The organism is bacterium, assembly GCA_040753085.1.
Classification (GTDB): Bacteria; UBA9089; JASEGY01; order JASEGY01; family JASEGY01; genus JASEGY01.
Genome location: JBFMHI010000213.1, coordinates 1 through 3,505, shown reverse-complemented (window position 1 = coordinate 3,505; position 3,505 = coordinate 1). Strand labels below are relative to the sequence as shown.

Annotated in this window: 7 protein-coding genes; all 7 read right to left on the bottom strand. The window is 45.4% G+C overall.

All coding sequences use genetic code 11. The annotated features are described in order from the left end of the window. Nucleotides 1-296: 296 nt before the first annotated feature. The 7 genes from AB1797_13635 to AB1797_13605 all read right to left on the bottom strand — a co-directional run bounded on the left by AB1797_13635 (nt 297) and on the right by AB1797_13605 (nt 3,332). Entirely contained in the window at nt 297-644 is a 348-nt protein-coding gene (locus AB1797_13635; protein MEW5768627.1) for a DsrE family protein, read from the bottom strand. A 4-nt stretch (nt 645-648) separates the two neighbouring features. Then, nucleotides 649-978, bottom strand: a complete 330-nt coding sequence (locus AB1797_13630; protein ID MEW5768626.1) for a DsrE family protein — start codon at nt 976-978, stop codon at nt 649-651. Nucleotides 979-1,100: 122 nt separating this feature from the next. Continuing rightward, nucleotides 1,101-1,331 (bottom strand): sulfurtransferase TusA family protein, encoded by a 231-nt coding sequence (locus tag AB1797_13625; GenBank protein MEW5768625.1) that lies wholly within the window; start codon nt 1,329-1,331, stop codon nt 1,101-1,103. 89 nt (nt 1,332-1,420) lie between these two features. Next, entirely contained in the window at nt 1,421-1,510 is a 90-nt protein-coding gene (locus tag AB1797_13620; protein MEW5768624.1) for a cytochrome c biogenesis protein ResB, read from the bottom strand. Nucleotides 1,511-1,761: 251 nt separating this feature from the next. Beyond that, nucleotides 1,762-2,004: a thioredoxin family protein gene (locus tag AB1797_13615; GenBank protein MEW5768623.1), complete on the bottom strand. Its 243-nt coding sequence runs from the start codon at nt 2,002-2,004 to the stop codon at nt 1,762-1,764. A 47-nt stretch (nt 2,005-2,051) separates the two neighbouring features. After that, a complete protein-coding gene (locus tag AB1797_13610) occupies nt 2,052-2,957 on the bottom strand; it encodes a DUF169 domain-containing protein (GenBank protein ID MEW5768622.1) in 906 nt (301 codons plus the stop codon). A gap of 129 nt (nt 2,958-3,086) precedes the next feature. Then, nucleotides 3,087-3,332: an NIL domain-containing protein gene (locus AB1797_13605; GenBank protein ID MEW5768621.1), complete on the bottom strand. Its 246-nt coding sequence runs from the start codon at nt 3,330-3,332 to the stop codon at nt 3,087-3,089. Between the last annotated feature and the right edge of the window lie 173 nt (nt 3,333-3,505).

Sequence of the window (3,505 nt, the reverse complement as noted above, 5' to 3'; positions counted from 1 at the left end):
AGTTACATCTTGACAATCCCAATCGTAACCGTTCAGCCACAAAGCCACTAAGCCACGAAGAGAATGATAGAATAGCACACGGATGACACAGATTTTGGCGGATTCTCACGGATTTTTTCTAATAAATCTTTATCCGTGTCAATCCGTCTCATCCGTGTCAATCCGTCTCATCCGTGTCAATCCGTCTCATCCGTGTAATCCGTATGCTATTATTGGTAATCTTTGTGTCTTAAGAGCTGAATAGTTACAAAAATTCCCCCTCAACTTTCATTACCCCCTGAACGGTTAATCCCAATCTACAAAGGCATCACCACATCCACCTCTTGGATAGCCTGATTAATTGCCTCTCTGGATTTGGTCATTATCTCTTGGCGGCTGACTTTGACACCTCGGCTGGCTAATGCCTCCTCTTCAGCCATCATCTCCACTTCCATCATCTTCAGGGTTTCCACATGCTTATCTAGGTCACGGGATAGGGCCGCCTTAGAATCAAGCGAAGCAGCCGTCCAGACACCATCATCCATAAAAATCACCGAGATTTTATTCTCTTCCTCGAGGGTCAATCCTACCGCACATCTTAAGGCCTCTGAATTTCGGATAGTATTAAAAGGCAATGCCCTGACAATAATGGCGACTTTCTTCATTTCCTCATCCTCCAAAGGTTAAGAATCTATCTGCCTCATTCACCATACAGGCCAGCTCATACTGGCCGGCAAAACCCACCCCTTCAAGGCAGTCTTCTTTTTCCACACCCCGCTCTTCGGCGGTATGGGCACACAGGGCCAGAGAGGCCCCTTTAGTTATCAGTTCTGCAAACCGGGCAGAAATACCGGCCCCAGTGACCACATTGTAAACCCCATCATCCATCAGAAAGAGTTCTACCTTGTGGCCAGCCTCCAACGCTGCTTCAGCTAAATTAATCACCGTCTCGGAATTCTGGCTCTCAGGGCTGGTCGTCAACAGCATGCCAAATTTCATAGTGATACCCTCCCCTTATTGTCGAGTATTTTAATTGGAAATATTTTTCTTATATAATAACATTACTATTTACTATTTGTCAAATGAAAAATTCTCATAGTCCTATGATAAAAAGTCATAGCTCATCTCTTTATGACCACAATCTTGTAGTCAGTCTTATTAATCTGACTAACCTCCACCACCTCATGCCCTTCGTTTTCCATGCTTCGGGGCACATTCTCAACCGCCGGCTTATGGTCTACAATTAGCTCCAAGACTTGTCCAGGTTCAAGCTCCTCTAAGGCTAGTTTTGATTTGACATAGGTATAGGGGCAGACTTCTCCTCGAATGTCTATTAATCTATCAGGCTGCATCTTTCACCTCCTCATTTCAAGATATTCCTTGAAACCAAATGATTCCCCCCATTAGGATAATCAGGATGCCTATGTGCATTAATAAATAATCAGCCTTCTTCCTTCTTACTAAAAGCGCAGAACACAATGTTGATGGCTATGAGTGCCAGAATGGTGATAAACCACCAGGAGTGATAGATATCAATATATCAATTGGTATAATGGTACCAATAATAGAAGCCCGGATAAGGATAATAAATAGGGCTATAGCTATCTTTATCTGGAGTGTAGATTGAAGATATTTTGTAAGTGTTCAGCCACAAAGACACTAAGACACAAAGATTAAAGAATTATTAATTAATTACATTATTTTGACCACTTTCGAATAACACCTGTTTCTACTCTCCTTTATCCGAAAGGCTTTCCCAGAAGACAGAGGTCAGCGCCTCTTTCACTCCTCAAGTAGGCTCAACAGCAGATCTTCATCTGGCAAGCCGGAAATCCTTTGTTCCCCATTAATGATCAGACACGGAACTTCATCAATCCTATATTTTCTGGCTCTTATTTCGCCTTCCTGGGAATGGAAGTTGATTTCTTCGTAATCGGCGCCGATCTTTTCCACTATACGCCTCACCACCGCTTTGGCCTGGGGACAGATAGAGCACATAGGTGAATAAAATAACTCGATCCTCAATTGGCACCATCCTTTGGAATCAGGAAGTCAGAGGTCAGAAATCGGATTTATCTGCCCCCTGTTGCCTTTTTAGCCAATGTCTTGAATACCTGCTCCATATTCTTGCCCGTGTAAAGATTAACCCCCAGCGCCTCGATGTCAAATACGGCGTAAATATCTGTCCAATTACCCCGCCTTTTTGACTGAAAAGGTGGATTAACCTTGATCTCTTCTGTCCCTTTCACCGGGAGATAGAAGGTAAGCTGCCGCATACGGCCTGTCTCATCCTTATTAAGATAGATTCTTACCTGGTGTGAATCTACCTTCCCAAAGAAATAGTCAGCCCCTTTCTCAAATCCTGCCTCACTAAAGGCCGCCACCATCTCCTTTGGGATATCGGACACCTGGCAGCCGCACAGGCTGCCGCCGGTCTTAAGGAGATTCTCAATCCGCTGATTAAGGGCCTCAAACTCCTGGACAGGAATGGCCACCAGGATTTCATTTGTCTTGAAACCCCCCATCAGCCGGGCTCCATTACAGAGAAAGGTAAGCTTTGGCTTCTTCTGTTCATAAGCCGCGGCGGTGGCCTCTCCACAGACCCCCATCTCACCCTTAAAGGAAGCCGTAATTCCACCCAGGAGAATGGACAGGGTCATTACCTGCTCGCTATTCAGGCACAAGAGCACCAAATTGCTTCCTTCCACCGGGCCGATTCTTACCCTTTCCACCTCTTCTTTTATCCGCGGCTCAATCTCCATATACCTTGGCCGGCGGAATCCAAGGGTAATATCAGCGTTAGGGCAGGCTAAGTCCTTCAGGTTAATTACATACTCACTCCCCTTTAGGGCTGCTTCTTTTACCAACTGGCAAAACCAGGCCGGTTCTTTGGGATGCTCTCCATCCTGGGACGGATTAATCTTTATGCCGACCAGTTTATCCTTCATCCCTAGGTAGGCCCTGACCACATCGCTCATTAGCGCTTACCCCCTTATTAATGGCGAATTTCGGGTAAATAGACTGAAGGCTGAAGGCTGAAGACTGAAGGCTGAAGTCCAATAGCCTTCAGTCTTCAACTTCGAGATTCGCCATTCGATATCCGAGATTTAAAGGTCAATATGCTCTGAAGAGTCAACAACCTCAACCTTTACTCCCTTTGTTCGGAGGTATGAGACCACCCGGTCAATCTCTTCTGAATCACCCTCAATCTCCAGGACTACCCAACCGGAATCCCTGGTCACATTTGCCCTTTTGATATTTGTGACCACCTTAAACTCATGGCCGATTCGGTATATGAGGGGCTCACGAATAAGCTCCTCAGGGAAGATCACTCTAACCTCTCTTTTAGCCATCTAAGCCACCTCCAGCTCATTTCGGATTGCGGATTTTGGATTGCGGATTTTGGCATTGTCCCAAATCCCCTAAAAAAGGGCTGAAAAACTGGTAACAGTTTGGAGAACATTATGCCTCGCCTCAATCACGTTATTATCTCCACAACTATGGGGGGTAAAAGTCTTTTCCTTGT

Bases quoted from the DNA above. Each gene is read 5' to 3' on its own strand.
- AB1797_13625 (MEW5768625.1), bottom strand. From the start codon at position 1,331: ATGCAGCCTGATAGATTAATAGACATTCGAGGAGAAGTCTGCCCCTAT.
- AB1797_13635 (MEW5768627.1), bottom strand. From the start codon at position 644: ATGAAGAAAGTCGCCATTATTGTCAGGGCATTGCCTTTTAATACTATC.
- AB1797_13610 (MEW5768622.1), bottom strand. From the start codon at position 2,957: ATGAGCGATGTGGTCAGGGCCTACCTAGGGATGAAGGATAAACTGGTC.
- AB1797_13605 (MEW5768621.1), bottom strand. From the start codon at position 3,332: ATGGCTAAAAGAGAGGTTAGAGTGATCTTCCCTGAGGAGCTTATTCGT.
- AB1797_13630 (MEW5768626.1), bottom strand. From the start codon at position 978: ATGAAATTTGGCATGCTGTTGACGACCAGCCCTGAGAGCCAGAATTCC.